Raw genomic sequence first — 14,841 nt, forward strand, 5'->3', positions numbered from 1 at the left:
AACCGAAAGGGCGCGACAATTGTTGCGCCCTTTTTGTATCGGATGAATGAGGAGACAAGAACGATGAGCTATCACGCCCCCGTCAAGGACATGCTGTTCGTCATCAAGGAACTGGCCGGTATCGACGGCATCGCCGCTTTGCCAGGCCACGAAGACGGCAGCTTCGATACCGCGCAAGCCGTCGTCGATGAAGCCGCGCGCTTTTGCGGCGAGGTCGTCGCGCCGCTCAACGTCGAAGGCGACCGCAATCCGAGCGCGTGGGCAAATGGCGAAGTCACGACCACGCCCGGTTTCAAGGAAGCGTTCCGTCAATTCGGCGAGGGCGGCTGGCAAGGCGTCGTGCATCCCGAGGAGTTCGGCGGACAGAACCTGCCGAAGCTCATCGCCACGCCGTGCATCGAGATGCTCAACTCAGCGAGCCTTTCGTTCGCGCTGTGTCCCTTGCTGACCGATGGCGCAATCGAAGCGCTGCTCACCGCAGGCAACGACGCACAAAAAGCCCGCTATCTGCCGAAGTTCATTTCCGGAGAATGGACCGGCACGATGAACCTCACCGAGCCGCAAGCCGGCTCCGATCTCGCGCTGGTACGCACGCGCGCCGAGCCGCAGGGCGACGGTTCCTTCAAGCTGTTCGGCACGAAGATTTTCATCACCTACGGCGAGCACGACATGGCGAAGAACATCGTCCATCTCGTGTTGGCGCGCACGCCTGACGCGCCCGAAGGCGTGAAGGGCATCTCGCTATTCATCGTGCCGAAGTTCCTCGTCAACGAGGACGGCTCGACGGGCGCGCGCAACGACGTGCATTGCGTGTCGATCGAGCACAAGCTCGGCATCAAGGCGAGTCCCACGGCCGTGCTGCAATTCGGCGATCACGGCGGCGCGGTCGGGCATCTGATCGGCGAAGAGAATCGCGGGCTCGAATACATGTTCATCATGATGAACGCCGCGCGCTTTGCCGTTGGCATGCAGGGCATCGCGGTTGCGGAGCGGGCGTATCAGCAGGCGGTCGCGTATGCGAAGGACCGCGTGCAAAGCCGTCCGGTCGATGGCTCATCGAAAGAGCCAGTGACCATCATTCATCATCCCGACGTGCGCCGCATGCTCTCCACCATGCGCGCTTATACCGAAGGCGCCCGCGCGCTGGCGTATGTCGCCGCGTCGCACAGCGATCTCGCGCATGGTCATCCCGATGAAAAAACGCGCAAGAGCCATCAGTCGATCTACGAATATCTCGTGCCGATCATCAAGGGATTCAGCACGGAGATGTCGGTGGACGTGGCGAGCCTCGGCGTGCAGGTGCATGGCGGCATGGGATTCATCGAGGAAACGGGCGCCGCGCAGCATTATCGCGATGCACGCATTCTGCCGATTTACGAAGGCACGACGGCCATTCAGGCCAACGACCTGATCGGCCGCAAGACGGTGCGCGACGGCGGCGCGACGGCGCAGGCGTTGCTCGCGCAGATCGATCAGACCATCGCTGCTCTTGCGGATACGGAGGGCCAGGCGTTCGTGTCGATGCATCGGCACTTGAGCGCGGGGAGCTTGTCGCTCGCGCGCTCGGTCGAGTTTATCGTCGCGAAGTTCAGAAGCGATCCGAACGCGGTTTTCGCGGGCAGCGTGCCGTATTTGCGGCTCGCGGGAATCGTGCTGTGCGGCTGGCAGATGGCGCGCGCAATGCTTACCGCGCAAAAAAAGCGCGGCGAGGACGAGCGCTTTTATGCGGCGAAAATCGCGACGGCTCAGTTTTTCGCGGAACACATTCTGTCGCAGGCGCCGGGCATCGAGGCATCGATTGTCAGCGCGAATGGGAGCGAAGGCGTGCTCGCGTTGAGCGAGGATCAGTTTTGATGTGAGCGACGAAGCTCATCGAACGCGAGCCGACGCCCGCGCATGAAAAAACCCCACGTCGTTCGCAACGTGGGGTTTTCTTCGTGCGCGGGCGCCTTCTCAAGCATAAGCGGGACGCGTCTTCACACCGACTTCGCCCATATAACGATGCACCGACAAATCGTCGGCCCGAATCGCGGGTTGCTTGCCGGACATCAGGTCGGCGAGCAGTTGGCCGGAACCGCACGACATCGTCCAGCCGAGCGTGCCGTGTCCGGTATTCAGATACAAATTCGGCACCGGCGTGCGGCCAACGATCGGCGTGCCGTCCGGCGTCATCGGGCGCAGGCCAGTCCAGAACTTGGCGCTGGCCGTATCGCCACCGCCGGGGAACAGGTCGTTCACGCACATTTCCAGCGTCTCGCGGCGCGCCTGCTTCAACGACTTGTCGTAGCCGACGATCTCCGCCATGCCGCCCACGCGAATGCGGTCGTCGAAACGCGTGATCGCGATCTTGTACGTCTCGTCGAGCACGGTCGAAATGGGCGCGCGGGCCGCATCGACGATAGGCGCGGTGAGCGAATAACCCTTGAGCGGATAAACCGGAATCTTGACGAGATCGCCGAGCAACTTCGGCGAATATGAACCGAGCGCGACGACGTAGGAGTCACCTGTCACGAGTTCCTTGCCGCATTGCACGCCGGCAATCCGGCCCTGGCTCATTGCAAGTGCGTCGATTGGCGTGTTGTAGCGGAACTTGACGCCCAACGCTTCAGCCATGGCGGCGAGGCGCGTGGTGAACATCTGGCAATCGCCGGTTTCGTCGTTCGGCAGGCGCAAGCCGCCCGTCAGTTTGTGCGATACCGCTGCGAGCGCCGGTTCTGCCTTCGCGAGTTCGGCCGACGAGAGCAATTCGAACGGAACGTTCGCGTCTTTCAACACCGCGATGTCTTTCGCCGCGCCGTCCAGTTGCGCCTGCGTGCGGAAGAGTTGCAGCGTGCCGCCGGTGCGGCCTTCGTAGTGAATGCCTGTATCCGCGCGCAAGGCTTGCAGGCAATCGCGGCTGTATTCGGCAAGGCGCACCATGCGGCCCTTGTTGACCATGTAGCGATCTTGCGTGCAGTTACGCAGCATTTGCCACATCCATTGAAGTTGAGTCATCGTGCCGTCGAGACGAATGGCAAGCGGCGCGTGCTTTTCGAACATCCATTTGACGGCCTTGAGCGGCACGCCCGGCGCGGCCCACGGCGACGCGTAGCCCGGCGAAATTTGCCCGGCGTTGGCGAAACTCGTTTCGAGCGCGGGGCCGGCTTCGCGGTCGATGACCGTGACTTCGTGACCCGCCCGCGCCAGATAATAAGCACTGGTCACGCCGACGACGCCGCTTCCGAGAATAACGATACGCATGAGTTCTCCATCAGGATTCGATGAAACTGCCCGTTTGCGCGCAAGAAGTGGAACTGAGCCGCGGACGGAAGTTTGTGTAGTGTTATCGCCTATACTATTGATGTCGATATAGTTTTAGTTAATGTATTTGGCGGATTTTCAGGAAAAACGCATGAGAACACAGCGAAATCCGGTGCGTGCGCTCGATAAGCTCGATCACAAGATCCTGAATATTCTTCAAGCGGATGGCCGCATCGCGATGAAGGACCTTGCGGAGCGTGTCGGGCTGTCCGTCACGCCTTGTATCGAAAGGGTGAAGCGCATGGAACGGGACGCCGTGATCACGGGCTATTACGCGCGTGTTAATCCGACTCAGCTCGGTGCGGCGCTGCTGGTGTTCGTCGAGATCACGCTGGATCACAAGAGCGGCAATATGTTCGAGCAGTTTCGCCGCGAGGTGCAGCGCATTCCGGAAGTGCTCGAATGCCACCTCGTTTCCGGCGATTTCGACTATCTGATCAAGGCGCGGATCGGCGAAATAGCCGACTACCGCAAGCTTCTTGGCGACATCCTTCTACAACTGCCGGGCGCGGTGCAGTCGAAAAGTTATGTGGTAATGGAGGAGATCAAGGAAACGCTGATGATCCCGGTGGACGTGTGATTTTTTGCTTGCGATGACGTGTCGATACTGTATATTTGTACAGTACATTTTCTGCTGCGCTCATCGTAATGCCGACACCCGACCGTGAATTTCCTGTCGCGCCGCCCGCGCCGCTGAAAGGGCGCGGCGCGGTGACGAACATGCAGGGACGCTACGAGAAAGACGCGCGCGAACGCGTGGACGACGGCTGGCTACACGAAACGGACGGTGACGACGAGGGCGCGCCGCCGCTTCGCACACAAGTGTTCGAAGAACGCGCAAAGAGCATTTTGACGAACAACAATTCGCCCGACATACCGTTTAGCGTGTCGCTCAATCCGTATCGCGGGTGCGAGCACGGCTGTATCTATTGCTTCGCACGTCCGACGCATAGTTACCTTGGCCTGTCGCCGGGACTCGATTTCGAAAGCCGCATTTACGCCAAGATCAACGCCGCCGAACTTCTCAGGCGCGAGATCGGCAAGCCGAAGTACGAGCCGGAATCCATTGCGCTCGGCGTGAATACGGACGCCTATCAGCCCGTCGAGCGCGATCTCAAGATCACGCGCAGCGTCATCCAGGTGCTGCACGATTGCGGTCATCCGTTCGCGGCGATCACGAAGTCGTCGCTGATCGAACGCGATATCGATTTGCTGGCGCCCATGGCGGAGCGCGGGCAGGTCATGGCGGCCATCACCGTGACTACGCTCGATGCAGACATCGCCCGCACGCTCGAACCGCGCGCGGCCACCCCCGCGCGGCGTCTGCGCACGATCCGCACGCTCGCCGAGGCGGGCATTCCGGTGGGTGTGAGTATCGCGCCGGTAATTCCGTTCGTCACGGAGCCGGATCTGGAGCGGGTGCTCGAAGCGTGTGCGGAAGCGGGCGCGAAGACCGCCAGCTACATCGTGTTGCGCCTGCCATGGGAAGTGGCGCCGCTTTTCAAGGATTGGCTCGCGGCGCATTTTCCCGATCGTGCCGACCGCGTGATGAGCCGCGTACGCGACATGCGCGGCGGCAAGGACTACGACGCGGACTTTGCCAAACGCATGAAGGGCGAAGGATTATGGGCGGACATGCTGAAGCAGCGCTTTCAACAAGCAACCAAGCGTCTGGGATTGAACGCCCGGCAGCGCGGCATTCTCGACATGTCGGACTTCAAGCCGCCGGCGTTCGTCAAACCGGTGCCAGACAAAGGCCAGCTCGACTTGTTCTAACGCCTGCGATCGTCGTCTATCGCCTACTGCGACAGTGTCTTCGCAGCTTCCACCTGGCTTTCGAAATAAGTCTGGAACGTCAGCGCGAGGCCGGTCATCAGCAAGAACGCGCCGAACAGCAATGAAAAAATGACGATGAAGATGACCGTCCAGCCCGAATTGCTTTGCCGGTTGGTATGCGCGTTGAATTGCGCGTCCCACTTGGCGTCGGGTCGAAGACCATAGACGATCGCGGAAAGAAACGCCGCCAGCAGCGACACCGCGCCGGGAAACGCCAGCACCCAGCCTAGAATCGAAGTCCGCTCCGTCGCCGCGAGCAACAGATAACCCACCGCGCCCAACACGATGCCGACGATATGCGCCCAGCCCCATTTGTCGCGCATTCCATACAGATAGAAACGGTGCAGTCCGATACTGCCAAAGAAAAACGCGAGCGCCGCCGTGAGCGTCTTCGAGCGGAAGTACGGGCAGTTCTGGTTGCCGGCCGGTTTCGGGCCGGTCTCGGTAGCGACGGACGAAGAAGTCATCAGCGAAAGCGGTGATATCGGTGGTGAAAATAGTGGCGCGCGCGCCGTCTTATCGCGGATTGCTCTGATTGCGCCAGGCGAGAATCCGACATCTTACGCTGCTCGCTTCGGCGGTCACACACTGGCACAATGCTGCACTGGCCGCCGCGGGGCTTTTGTCCTTGCGGCGCGCCGTTTGAAGCGTTCCAAACCCGAACTGCGCGCGATAATCACGTTAAGTGTTTGTTGGAGCGTCGGTTTCCGCTATAATCGCGTGTTCTGGTAGTTCCGAACCCCGGTTTTCAAGGATTTCAGCATGGTCATCATCCGCTTGGCTCGTGGCGGCTCGAAGAAGCGCCCGTTTTACAACATCGTCGCAACCGATTCGCGTAGCCGCCGTGACGGCCGCTTCATCGAGCGCGTTGGTTTCTACAACCCGGTCGCGACCAAGGGCGAATCGCTGCGTATCGCTCAAGATCGTCTGACCTACTGGCAAGGCGTTGGCGCGCAACTGTCGCCGACCGTCGAGCGTCTGGTCAAGCAAGCTCAGCAAGCTCAACCGGCTGCTTAAGTGCTGGTTAGTTTGTCGACTGAAGTTCAGTCGTTCAAGGTATTCCGCTTCAAGGTCTGCTGATGCCCGCGCGTAATTCCGAATCCGGCAACGTCGCTGGCAATGTCAGTCGGCCGAAGCCGAAGCAAGAAGAAAATGCCAGCACGTTTGGCGCGTTCGTCCGGAAACCCGGCGCGCGTCGCGTGACGGCGGACGCTTCGGGCGAAGGCAAAGCGCAGGAAGCATCGGCGGGGGTCGAGTCGGTAGATGGTCTTCCGGAAGACGCGGTGGAAATCGGTTTTATCGCCGATGCCTACGGTCTGAAGGGCTGGATAAAGATCGTTCCGCACGCCAACGGCAAGCTGGGCGGCGACGCGCTGCTCGGTGCGAAGAACTGGTGGCTCGTCAAAGGCCGCGAGCTCAAGTCCGCACGTTGTGTTCAGTCTAAAGTGCACGCGGATACCATCGTCGCGCGCCTGTCGGGCTGTGACGATCGCGACGCCGCGTTGTTGCTGAAGGGTCACGCGGTCTACATCGCTCGCAGCGACTTCCCGAAGCTCGACGACGAAGACGAGTTCTACTGGGTCGATCTGATCGGCCTCGATGTCGAAAACGAAGCGGGCGTGGCGCTTGGCCGTGTCGCCGACATGATCGACAACGGCGCGCATTCCATTCTGCGGATCGAGTATCCGAGTACCGACAAGGATGGCAAGCCCGTCACCGAAGAGCGGCTCATTCCGTTCGTCGGTGTGTATGTGAAGACGGTGGATCGGGCGGCGAAACGCATCATCGTCGACTGGGACGCCGACTATTAACCCGGTGCTCGTCATCGGCAAGTTACGGAGAGAGCGATGCAGTTCGATGTCGTAACGCTCTTTCCCGAAATGTTCCGCGCGCTGACCGACTGGGGCATTACCAGCCGGGCAGTGAAGCAGGAGCGGTTCGATTTGCGTACGTGGAATCCGCGCGACTTCACCACGGACAATTACCGCACCGTCGACGATCGCCCGTACGGCGGCGGCCCCGGCATGGTCATGCTGGCACGTCCGCTAGAAGACGCGATCGCGGCCGCGAAAACCGCGCAGCGCGAGCAAGGCATCGCGACGACGCGCGTCGTGATGATGTCGCCGCAAGGCGCCAAGCTCGATCACGAACGCGTGATGCGCATGGCCGCCGAGCCGGGCCTCGTGCTGTTGTGCGGTCGTTACGAAGCAATCGACCAGCGTCTGATCGATCGTGAAGTAGACGAAGAAATAAGCCTCGGCGACTTCGTGCTGTCAGGCGGCGAATTGCCCGCCATGGCGTTGATGGACGCTGTCGTGCGCCAGTTGCCCGGCGTGCTGAACGACGCGCAATCGGCGGTGCAAGACAGTTTCGTCGACGTACTTCTGGATTGTCCGCATTACACGCGTCCGGAAGAATACGAAGGCGCGCGCGTTCCCGATGTGCTGCTCGGCGGCCATCACAAGGAAATCGACGCCTGGCGCAGGCGCGAAGCATTACGCAACACATTCACGAAGCGGCCCGATCTGATTCACCGGGCGCGCAAAAGCAAGATGTTGAGCCGTGCCGACGAGGCATGGCTCGCAGATCTCGCGAAGACGGCGTCGAAGTCCGAATAGACTTCGAGCCGACGAGCGGGGCAAATGGGGGCGCTGAATTCAACCTCGGCGCCAGAAGTGAACCCATCCTCTACCGGGGCCTTATCAACGAAATCGCGCAAGCGAAATCTAGGCACACAACTCCGGCAAGATGGCACAAGGAGTCAGTAATGAATCTGATTGAGCAACTCGAGAAGGAAGAGATCGCGCGCGTTTTGGGCGAGAAATCGATCCCCGACTTCGGTCCGGGCGACACGGTCATCGTCAACGTGAACGTCGTCGAAGGTACGCGCAAGCGCGTGCAGGCTTACGAAGGCGTCGTGATCGCCAAGCGTAATCGTGGCCTGAACTCGAACTTCATCGTCCGCAAGATTTCCTCGGGCGAAGGCGTTGAGCGTACGTTCCAGACCTACTCGCCGCTGCTGGCGAGCATCGTCGTGAAGCGTCGCGGCGACGTCCGTCGTGCGAAGCTGTACTACCTGCGCGAGCGCTCGGGGAAGTCGGCACGTATCAAGGAAAAGCTGTTTACGAAGGACCGTACCGCCGCAGCCGCTGCAGAGTAAAGACTCAGCGTCCAGGCGCCGTACTGAAAAAGCACCCTCGCGGGTGCTTTTTTCTTTGGTGTGTTCAAATTGAATCTTCGACATCCTGGCTTTCGACCCGTGTCCACCGGCAAGACCTCGACTCCCCGCATTCTCGAACCTGAACGAATGCCCGTCCTCTCGACGGGCGCCGCGCTTCCCGCCATACCACCCGAGCGCCTCACGCCCGAAGGACTGCGAGCGCGTTTCGCACAGACGCTCGAATGGACGCAGGAAGCGCCCGAACAGCGCATCAAGGCCATCGGCGGCGATCCGCGCGTGGCTTCTGTTCTCGTGCCGCTCGTCGTGCGTGAAGGCGGTCTGACCGTGCTCCTGACTCAGCGGGCCGACCATCTTTCCGACCACGCGGGACAAATCAGCTTTCCCGGCGGCCGTCAGGAACCCGAGGACGCCGATGCCGCCGCCACCGCGCTACGCGAAGCACGCGAGGAAGTCGGCTTGGGCGCGGAGCATTGCGAAGTGGTCGGCGCGCTGCCGGACTATCTAACGGGAACCGGATTTCGCGTGACGCCTGTCGTTGCCTTGGTCTATCCGCCGTTTGCGCTCAAAGCCGATACGAGCGAAGTCGCCGATATCTTCGAAGTGCCGCTCGCGTTTCTGATGGACTCGGCAAACCACGAAGTGCGCGTTTTCCAATGGGAAGGTGGCGAGCGTCGTTTTTTTGCCATGCCTTACAAACCCGATGAAAAGACGGCTCCGTATTTCATCTGGGGTGCAACGGCTGGCATGTTGCGCAATTTCTACCGCTTCCTCGCCGCCTGACGCGTCGACGTGCGACGTTACGCGACCTTGCGATTGGTCAGCGCGTCTAAACGCATCGAACGCTGTGCTATCGTTACGCGAAACTCGAACTACTCCGACCGTTTCGGCGCACCGCATGACTTTTTTCTCTGTATTGCTGGCTCTTATCCTCGAGCAGGTGCGTGCGTTATCGCCGCACAATCCGATCTCGGCGTTGCTTCAGTATCATGCGGAAAGCACCGCCCATGGTTTCGACGCGGGCAAGGAAAAGCACGGCATCGTCGCGTGGCTGGTGGTTGTGTTGCCGTGGACGCTCGTGGTCGGGCTCATCTATTACGTGCTGTATCGGATCAACTTCGTTCTGGCGTTTTTCTGGAACGTGGTGATCGTGTACTTCACGCTCGGCTTTCGTCAGTTCAGCCACTATTTCACCGATATCCATCTCGCGCTCAATAACGACGACGTGCCGCGCGCCCGCGAGGTGCTCACGGAGTGGACCGGTCTCGATACCGTCGACATGCCGGTAAGCGAGATCGTGCGCCACACGCTCGTACATGCGGTGATCGCGTCGCATCGGCATGTGTTCGGCGTGTTCTTCTGGTTTCTGATTCCCATCGGGCCGGCTGGCGCGGTGTTTTATCGGATCGCTGAGTATCTGGCGCGTGCGTGGACGGAGCCGAATCCCGAGCGGACCGCAGCGTTCTCATCGTTCGCGCAGCGTGCGTTTTTCGTGATCGACTGGATTCCTACGCGGCTTACCGCGCTCGGCTTCGCAATCGTCGGCAATTTCGAGGATGCAATCTACGCGTGGCGCAATCACGCGCGTCAGTGGCCGGACCCGAACGAAGGCGTGTTGCTCGCGGCCGGCAGCGGCGCGTTGGGCGCGCGTCTCGCAGGACCGCTCGCCGAACCGCTGAGCGTCGAGGCGCTCGCCGTGGGCGATGCAAGCCCGCTGCCCGTCGGTGACGACTGCACGCCACGCACGCTCCAATCGGCGGTTGGCTTGGTGTGGCGCGCGGTGATCTTGTGGATGTTGATCCTGCTCATGCTGACCATTGCCGTCTGGCTGGCATAGCAAGGCATCAATCGTCCAGCGGATCGCGGTCCGTCTGGCACTGCCAGCACACGGTGAACTGCGCTTCGAGCCATTCGCCGCACTGACGGCATCGCCAGGGCCGGGCATTCGCTTCCGGTCCGCGCTTTGCACGCTCCAGAAGGCGAGTGGCCAGCGCTTCGTCGCGTTCATCGACGATCCAGATTTCCGGCGCGCATTGATCCGCCGGAATGTCACCCAGCGCGCCGTTTAAATACCGATTGTGTAACTCGCAAGGCACACCTGCGGTCGCGAGCACGTTCATCCAGTGTTGCGCCGTGATGAGGTTCGGTGCGCGCGTGAGCCGTTTCATCGAACGATCTGGCTTGCTTCGTGGACGAGCTGCGCATAAAGCGCATGCCGCGCCGGCCGAATTTTGCCGGTTTCGACCGCTTCGAGTACAGCGCAGCCCGGCTCCTGCAGGTGATGGCAGTTGTAGAAGCGGCAATGCCCTAGATACGGCCGAAAGTCAGCGAAGGCGCGTTCCAGTTGACCTTCGGACAAGTGATGCAGGCCGAACTCCTGGAAGCCAGGCGAATCGATGAGCGAGCCGCCGCCTGGCAATTCGTACAGACGCGTGAAGGTGGTGGTATGCCGGCCGCTGTTGAGCGCCGACGAAATCTCGCGCGTGGCGGCGTCGGCGTCGGGGATGAGCAGATTCACGAGCGTCGATTTGCCCATGCCCGACTGGCCGAGCAAGATCGTCGAGCGATCTTTCAGGCGCTCATCCAGTTGCGGATGCACTTCGCCGGGCGCCATCTTCGCGGACAGTTCGATCAGCGTGTAGCCCAGCGCGCGATAGGGCGCAAGTCGCTCGCGCGCCAGGGGCAACGCGCTTTCCACGTCGATCTTGTTGAGCACGATGAGCGCTTCGAGCCCGTGCGCCTCGGCGGCGATCAGCGCGCGCCCGAGCAGGTCTTCGCTGAAATGCGGCTCGGTGGCGAGCACGATCAGCAGTTGATCGAGGTTCGCCGCGAAGAGCTTCGACTTGAACTGATCGGACCGGTAAAGCAGGTTGCGCCGCTCGCCGATTTCGACGATCACGCCCTGATCCGCCGAAGACTGCTCGTAGATCACGCGATCGCCAACGGCGACTTCGCTCTTTTTGCCGCGCGGGAAGCATTGCAGCTTCGCGCCGCCGTCGTGCGGCGCGACGAGATAGTGCCGGCCGTGCGCGGCGATCACGGTGCCTTCCAGTCGGGCCTCCGCGGAAGCCGCGCCGCCTTGACGCGCGCCGCGGCCCGATGACACGCCACGCGCCGTCATGCGGCGTGTTGCATCAAGCGGTCGATGCGCTGCGAAGCGGGCGGATGCGAGTAATAAAACGCGGTGTAGAGCGGATCGGGCGTGAGCGTGGACGCGTTGTCTTCGTACAGTTTGACGAGCGCGTTGACGAGATCCTTCGGATCGGTCTGGCTGGCCGCGAAGGCATCGGCCTCGAATTCGTGTTTGCGCGAGCTCAGGCTGCCGAGCGGCGTGATGAAGAACATGAACACCGGCAGCACGAGCATGAACAGGACGAGCGCAAGTCCGTTGTTGCCGCCGACGAGCGACGGATGCACGCCGAGGCCTTCGTAAAACCACACGGTCTGCACGAGCCAGCCGAGGAGCGCGAGCATGGCGAGGCTGATGGCGAACATCACGACCAACAGCTTGAGCACGTGACGGCGCTTGAAGTGGCCGAGTTCGTGCGCAAGCACGGCTTCGATCTCGCTGCCGGAAAGGCGCGCAAGCAGGGTATCGAAGAAGACGATGCGCTTCGCCGCGCCGAAGCCCGTGAAATACGCGTTGCCGTGCGCGGAACGGCGGCTGCCGTCCATGACGAACAAGCCCTTTGCCGCAAAGCCGGTGCGCGACATCAGATTCTCGATACGAGCCCGCAGCGCCTCATCCTTGAGCGGCTCGAACTTGTTGAAAAGCGGCGCGATGAAAGTGGGATAGATGATCATCGCGAGCAATTGGAACGCAACCCAGACGATCCACGTGTAGAGCCACCAGTAGGTGCCGGCGCGATCCATCATCCAGAGCACGAGCAGCAGAAGCGGCGCACCGATGATCGCGCCCAGCACCGTGCCCTTCACGAGATCGAGAAAAAACAGTTTCTTCGACATACGATTGAAGCCGAACTTTTCCTCGATCACGAAATGGCGGATATAGTCGAACGGCAGGTCGATGAGACTCGTGATTGCGATGACCGCCGCGACCAGCGCGATCTGTCCGAGATAGCCGCGCCCGAGCGACTCCGTAATGGCGATATCGAGTGCCTGCAAGCCACCGAGCAAGGTCAGCGCGACCAGCACGATGGCGCTGGTGACGACTTCGATCATCGTGAGGCGCGTGCGCTCAACGGTGTAGTCCGCCGCGCGCTGGTGCGCCGTCAACGGGATCGTGCCGGTGAACTGCGGCGGCACGCCGTTGCGATGCGCCGCGACGTAGCGAATCTGGCGCGAGGCCAGCCAGAGCTTCGTTGAAACCATCGCAACGAGGGCGACGACGAAGATCGTCGAAAAAGCGAGTGTGAGGTTGGCCATGCAGGGCTTCCGATTGAACTATGCGAGAATTATAGGTTCCAGGCCGTGCTCGCGTTGCCACAACGCGTGGTTGCCGAAAAGCCCGCGCGGCGACTGGGCTTCATGCGCCTCAAGACACTAACATCAGCGTTACTCGAACCTCTTCCAGGTACTTTCCATGACCGATTCTCTCGACCAACCCGAACCCGTCCTCGCGCGCAGCGACATGAATCTCGTGTGGCTCGACATGGAGATGACCGGGCTCGATCCCGACAATGATCGCATCATCGAGATCGCGGTGGTCGTGACGAATTCGACGCTCGACAAGCTGGTGGAGGGGCCGGTGTTCGCGATCCATCAGTCGGAAGAAGCACTTGGCCGCATGGACGAGTGGAATCGCAATACGCATGGCCGCTCGGGGCTGACGGAACGCGTGAAGGCATCGACGGTGGATGAAGCGGAAGCCACCCGTCAGATTCGTGAATTCCTCGGTCAGTACGTGCCGCCCGGCAAGTCGCCGATGTGCGGCAATTCCATTTGCCAGGACCGCCGCTTCATGGCGCGCTGGATGCCGGAACTGGAGACGTTCTTTCACTATCGCAATCTGGACGTGAGCACGCTCAAGGAACTGTGCCGCCGCTGGCAGCCAGCCATCTACAAGGGCTTTCAGAAGCGCGCGATGCACACGGCGCTCGCCGATATCCACGAGTCCATCGACGAACTCAAGTACTACCGCGAGCACTTCCTGATTCCCGCGGCGTCGGCATCGTCGGCTCAGGTTTGAGGTTTGGAAGCGCCTGACTTTCGAATGGCGCTCTTAGGCCGGAACGCGGCAACCGCTTCCGGTTTAGTTTCGATGTAAGGCCCGCCGATCAGATCGATGCAATACGGCACTGCCGCGAAGATACCCGGCACGCGCGTCTTGCCGTCGGCGTCCTTCAGGCCTTCGAGCGTTTCCCTGATCGACTTCGGCTGCCCCGGCAAATTGATGATGAGCGCGGCGTGATCCTCCGTCTCACGAATCACGGCAACCTGACGCGAGAGAATGGCGGTCGGCACGAAGTTCAGGCTGATCTGGCGCATCTGTTCGCCAAAGCCTGGCATCGGCTTGGTGGCGACGGCGAGCGTCGCTTCCGGCGTCACGTCGCGGCGCGAGGGGCCGGTGCCGCCCGTGGTCAGCACGAGATCGCAACCGTGTGTGTCGACCAGTTCGATGAGCGTGGCCGAGATGGTGGCGGCATCGTCGTGAATCAGCCGCGTTTGCGCGCGCCAGGGTGAGCTCAGCGCTTCTCCGAGCCATGCTTCGAGCGACGGCACGCCTTTGTCCTCGTACACGCCTTGCGAGGCGCGATCGCTGATCGAAACGAGTCCGACGAGCAACTCGTCCGGATGATTACGCTTCGTCGTCGTCACGGTTTTCCTCGTCGCTGTCGCTCTCGTCTTCCTGCTCCACGCCCGCTGCGTTCTTGATCCACTGGAACAATTCGCGGTAATAGCGCGGCGGCTTTTGCAGCTCGCGCTCCTTGCGCGTATTGCGGATCAGCGTGCGGCCTTCCTGCGCGTCCACACCTGGATGCTCGCGGATGAAATCGGTCAGCGCGGCGTCATTTGCGAGCAGCTTGTCGCGCGAGCGTTCGATCCAGTGCAGGCGCGCGGTCTCCGCCTTGTTCACGCCACGATGCGTGTCGAGCGCGGTGCGCAGCGCGGCGACTTCGTCTTCGAGCAGCGTGCGCATGACGCGCCCGACGTATTGCACCTGACGGCGCTTGCCTTCGTGATCGGTGATACGACGCGCTTCGCGCACGGCGTCGTTCAGCTTCTCAGGCATGGGCATGCGCTTGAGCGCGTCTTTCGGCAGCGCGATCAGCGCCTCGCCCAGTTCCTGCAGCGCGTGCATGTCGCGCTTGAGCTGGGATTTGCTCGGGCGATCGTAGCCGTTTTCGTCGACTTCCGGCTCGGCTTCGATCGGTTGAATGCGGGTTTTACGGTTCATGGCGATATTGTAGCTTGCGCGTCGCAGCGCTCGGCTCGCGCCCGCCAAGCGATGCATCGTGCATGCGGTGCGGGTGCGCGGTCCTTGCTATGATCGCAGCATGCGTCGATCGAATCGACCCCGCCGTCTGCTTCATCGAAAGGCCGGACGAAAGCGGGAATCCTCTTGC

Annotated in this window: 17 protein-coding genes; 10 read left to right on the forward strand and 7 right to left on the reverse strand. The window is 61.3% G+C overall.

Translation table 11 applies throughout. From position 1 onward, the window contains the following. The first annotated feature begins 63 nt into the window (after positions 1 to 63). Positions 64 to 1,854, forward strand: a complete 1,791-nt coding sequence (locus tag P9292_RS30385; RefSeq protein WP_309962697.1) for an acyl-CoA dehydrogenase — start codon at positions 64 to 66, stop codon at positions 1,852 to 1,854. Positions 1,855 to 1,953: 99 nt separating this feature from the next. Here the strand turns inward: P9292_RS30385 and P9292_RS30390 are convergent, their stop codons facing one another. Further along, on the reverse strand, positions 1,954 to 3,240 hold the full coding sequence (locus tag P9292_RS30390; protein WP_309962699.1) for a D-amino acid dehydrogenase: 1,287 nt from the start codon (positions 3,238 to 3,240) through the stop codon (positions 1,954 to 1,956). 151 nt (positions 3,241 to 3,391) lie between these two features. On the opposite strand from P9292_RS30390, the gene P9292_RS30395 reads away from it, so the two are divergent. Then, positions 3,392 to 3,880: an Lrp/AsnC ligand binding domain-containing protein gene (locus P9292_RS30395; RefSeq protein WP_309962702.1), complete on the forward strand. Its 489-nt coding sequence runs from the start codon at positions 3,392 to 3,394 to the stop codon at positions 3,878 to 3,880. Between the two features lie 68 nt (positions 3,881 to 3,948). Next, positions 3,949 to 5,076, forward strand: a complete 1,128-nt coding sequence (locus tag P9292_RS30400; RefSeq protein WP_309962704.1) for a PA0069 family radical SAM protein — start codon at positions 3,949 to 3,951, stop codon at positions 5,074 to 5,076. Positions 5,077 to 5,099: 23 nt separating this feature from the next. Here the strand turns inward: P9292_RS30400 and P9292_RS30405 are convergent, their stop codons facing one another. Further along, complete coding sequence (locus tag P9292_RS30405; RefSeq protein ID WP_250526089.1) at positions 5,100 to 5,603, reverse strand: TM2 domain-containing protein; 504 nt, start codon at positions 5,601 to 5,603, stop codon at positions 5,100 to 5,102. A gap of 295 nt (positions 5,604 to 5,898) precedes the next feature. Between P9292_RS30405 and rpsP the strand changes: the two genes are divergently transcribed. The 6 genes from rpsP to P9292_RS30435 all read left to right on the forward strand — a co-directional run bounded on the left by rpsP (position 5,899) and on the right by P9292_RS30435 (position 10,151). Further along, positions 5,899 to 6,153 carry a 30S ribosomal protein S16 gene (gene rpsP / locus P9292_RS30410; RefSeq protein WP_008342343.1) on the forward strand — a complete coding sequence of 85 codons (255 nt, stop codon included), beginning with the start codon at positions 5,899 to 5,901 and terminating at the stop codon, positions 6,151 to 6,153. A 62-nt stretch (positions 6,154 to 6,215) separates the two neighbouring features. Further along, positions 6,216 to 6,947, forward strand: coding sequence for a ribosome maturation factor RimM (gene rimM / locus P9292_RS30415; protein ID WP_309962706.1), 732 nt, complete (start codon positions 6,216 to 6,218; stop codon positions 6,945 to 6,947). Positions 6,948 to 6,983: 36 nt separating this feature from the next. Next, positions 6,984 to 7,754, forward strand: coding sequence for a tRNA (guanosine(37)-N1)-methyltransferase TrmD (gene trmD / locus P9292_RS30420; protein WP_309844001.1), 771 nt, complete (start codon positions 6,984 to 6,986; stop codon positions 7,752 to 7,754). A gap of 149 nt (positions 7,755 to 7,903) precedes the next feature. Further along, positions 7,904 to 8,296: a 50S ribosomal protein L19 gene (gene rplS / locus P9292_RS30425; protein WP_250465293.1), complete on the forward strand. Its 393-nt coding sequence runs from the start codon at positions 7,904 to 7,906 to the stop codon at positions 8,294 to 8,296. A gap of 147 nt (positions 8,297 to 8,443) precedes the next feature. Further along, positions 8,444 to 9,097 carry a CoA pyrophosphatase gene (locus tag P9292_RS30430; RefSeq protein WP_309843997.1) on the forward strand — a complete coding sequence of 218 codons (654 nt, stop codon included), beginning with the start codon at positions 8,444 to 8,446 and terminating at the stop codon, positions 9,095 to 9,097. Between the two features lie 115 nt (positions 9,098 to 9,212). Then, the gene (locus P9292_RS30435) at positions 9,213 to 10,151 is read left to right on the forward strand and encodes a CobD/CbiB family protein (protein WP_244825882.1); all 939 of its coding nucleotides are present in this window, start codon (positions 9,213 to 9,215) and stop codon (positions 10,149 to 10,151) included. Positions 10,152 to 10,158: 7 nt separating this feature from the next. On the opposite strand, the gene P9292_RS30440 is transcribed toward P9292_RS30435, so the two are convergent. Genes P9292_RS30440 through P9292_RS30450 form a run of 3 tightly spaced genes read right to left on the reverse strand, consistent with a single transcriptional unit; the run spans position 10,159 to position 12,700 of the window. Further along, positions 10,159 to 10,482, reverse strand: coding sequence for a DUF2007 domain-containing protein (locus tag P9292_RS30440; RefSeq protein WP_244825881.1), 324 nt, complete (start codon positions 10,480 to 10,482; stop codon positions 10,159 to 10,161). Further along, positions 10,479 to 11,435 (reverse strand): ribosome small subunit-dependent GTPase A, encoded by a 957-nt coding sequence (gene rsgA, locus P9292_RS30445; RefSeq protein WP_409015207.1) that lies wholly within the window; start codon positions 11,433 to 11,435, stop codon positions 10,479 to 10,481. Before rsgA ends, P9292_RS30440 begins: the two co-directional genes overlap by 4 nt. Continuing rightward, a complete protein-coding gene (locus tag P9292_RS30450) occupies positions 11,432 to 12,700 on the reverse strand; it encodes a M48 family metallopeptidase (RefSeq protein ID WP_250526085.1) in 1,269 nt (422 codons plus the stop codon). Before P9292_RS30450 ends, rsgA begins: the two co-directional genes overlap by 4 nt. 157 nt (positions 12,701 to 12,857) lie before the next feature. On the opposite strand from P9292_RS30450, the gene orn reads away from it, so the two are divergent. After that, positions 12,858 to 13,463 carry an oligoribonuclease gene (gene orn, locus P9292_RS30455; protein ID WP_309962710.1) on the forward strand — a complete coding sequence of 202 codons (606 nt, stop codon included), beginning with the start codon at positions 12,858 to 12,860 and terminating at the stop codon, positions 13,461 to 13,463. Here the strand turns inward: orn and mog are convergent. Together mog and yjgA are read right to left on the reverse strand one after the other, a co-directional pair. Continuing rightward, positions 13,454 to 14,092 (reverse strand): molybdopterin adenylyltransferase, encoded by a 639-nt coding sequence (gene mog, locus P9292_RS30460; RefSeq protein WP_309962712.1) that lies wholly within the window; start codon positions 14,090 to 14,092, stop codon positions 13,454 to 13,456. The genes orn and mog overlap by 10 nt on opposite strands. After that, the gene (yjgA, locus tag P9292_RS30465) at positions 14,073 to 14,672 is read right to left on the reverse strand and encodes a ribosome biogenesis factor YjgA (protein WP_250509327.1); all 600 of its coding nucleotides are present in this window, start codon (positions 14,670 to 14,672) and stop codon (positions 14,073 to 14,075) included. The genes mog and yjgA overlap by 20 nt, the downstream gene beginning before the upstream one ends. Between the last annotated feature and the right edge of the window lie 169 nt (positions 14,673 to 14,841).

It is taken from the genome of Caballeronia sp. LZ001, assembly GCF_031450875.1.
Classification (GTDB): domain Bacteria; phylum Pseudomonadota; class Gammaproteobacteria; order Burkholderiales; family Burkholderiaceae; genus Caballeronia.

Coding starts and splice junctions, on each gene's coding strand:
- P9292_RS30385 (WP_309962697.1), top strand. CDS start 64: ATGAGCTATCACGCCCCCGTCAAGGACATGCTGTTCGTCATCAAGGAA.
- P9292_RS30390 (WP_309962699.1), bottom strand. CDS start 3,240: ATGCGTATCGTTATTCTCGGAAGCGGCGTCGTCGGCGTGACCAGTGCT.
- P9292_RS30395 (WP_309962702.1), top strand. CDS start 3,392: ATGAGAACACAGCGAAATCCGGTGCGTGCGCTCGATAAGCTCGATCAC.
- P9292_RS30400 (WP_309962704.1), top strand. CDS start 3,949: ATGCCGACACCCGACCGTGAATTTCCTGTCGCGCCGCCCGCGCCGCTG.
- P9292_RS30405 (WP_250526089.1), bottom strand. CDS start 5,603: ATGACTTCTTCGTCCGTCGCTACCGAGACCGGCCCGAAACCGGCCGGC.
- rpsP (WP_008342343.1), top strand. CDS start 5,899: ATGGTCATCATCCGCTTGGCTCGTGGCGGCTCGAAGAAGCGCCCGTTT.
- rimM (WP_309962706.1), top strand. CDS start 6,216: ATGCCCGCGCGTAATTCCGAATCCGGCAACGTCGCTGGCAATGTCAGT.
- trmD (WP_309844001.1), top strand. CDS start 6,984: ATGCAGTTCGATGTCGTAACGCTCTTTCCCGAAATGTTCCGCGCGCTG.
- rplS (WP_250465293.1), top strand. CDS start 7,904: ATGAATCTGATTGAGCAACTCGAGAAGGAAGAGATCGCGCGCGTTTTG.
- P9292_RS30430 (WP_309843997.1), top strand. CDS start 8,444: ATGCCCGTCCTCTCGACGGGCGCCGCGCTTCCCGCCATACCACCCGAG.
- P9292_RS30435 (WP_244825882.1), top strand. CDS start 9,213: ATGACTTTTTTCTCTGTATTGCTGGCTCTTATCCTCGAGCAGGTGCGT.
- P9292_RS30440 (WP_244825881.1), bottom strand. CDS start 10,482: ATGAAACGGCTCACGCGCGCACCGAACCTCATCACGGCGCAACACTGG.
- rsgA (WP_409015207.1), bottom strand. CDS start 11,435: ATGACGGCGCGTGGCGTGTCATCGGGCCGCGGCGCGCGTCAAGGCGGC.
- P9292_RS30450 (WP_250526085.1), bottom strand. CDS start 12,700: ATGGCCAACCTCACACTCGCTTTTTCGACGATCTTCGTCGTCGCCCTC.
- orn (WP_309962710.1), top strand. CDS start 12,858: ATGACCGATTCTCTCGACCAACCCGAACCCGTCCTCGCGCGCAGCGAC.
- yjgA (WP_250509327.1), bottom strand. CDS start 14,672: ATGAACCGTAAAACCCGCATTCAACCGATCGAAGCCGAGCCGGAAGTC.